Below are 476 nucleotides of genomic sequence, written 5' to 3'. Positions count from 1 at the left end.
CGGCTCAGTATTGAGAAGCCACCCACCAGTATTCGTTTGGAGAGATTTGAGACCCGCCCGCCGCCGACGTTCGACTTCTGTCACTACGTGACTCTTACTGGGACCTTTGTACGACAGGCCATAGGGCAAAGCGCCAGTGTTTGCTATGACGTTTTTGCCAAGTCAAGGTCGTGCGCGTCACGTCGAGAGGCGGCAGCCTTGAATCAGACAATGAACTGGATGGGGCCGGCCAGTACTGATCGATTGGGAAGTTATCTTTTCCATCACCTCATGACATTGGGGGCGATCCGTGCGGGCCTTGCTGAGCAGCTTGATGCGTCGCCCGCAGACAGAGATCTTATTGAGTTCCAGAGAAAAGTCGAGGCCGCAATTCTGAAGGTTGGCGTCCGTATTGGTCGATGTCGCTCTGCGCCAGACGGCTGGTATCACGGAGATTCAAAGTCTGAAAAGTTGACAGATGCGATGAGTGCTTCGCG

At 54.4% G+C, this 476-nt stretch carries 1 protein-coding gene; it reads left to right on the top strand.

Features of this window, described 5'->3' with window-relative positions; translation table 11 throughout:
* Positions 1-210 precede the first annotated feature (210 nt).
* A partial coding sequence (locus tag KVS69_RS18760) for a hypothetical protein (protein ID WP_217539487.1) occupies positions 211-476 on the top strand: 266 nt, incomplete at its 3' end.

Origin of the sequence: Stenotrophomonas sp. GbtcB23, assembly GCF_019091045.1 — a bacterium.
GTDB classification, from domain to species: domain Bacteria; phylum Pseudomonadota; class Gammaproteobacteria; order Xanthomonadales; family Xanthomonadaceae; genus Stenotrophomonas; species Stenotrophomonas rhizophila_A.
Note: the sequence above shows the minus strand (reverse complement) of the source record. Positions and strands in the feature narration are given on the sequence as shown.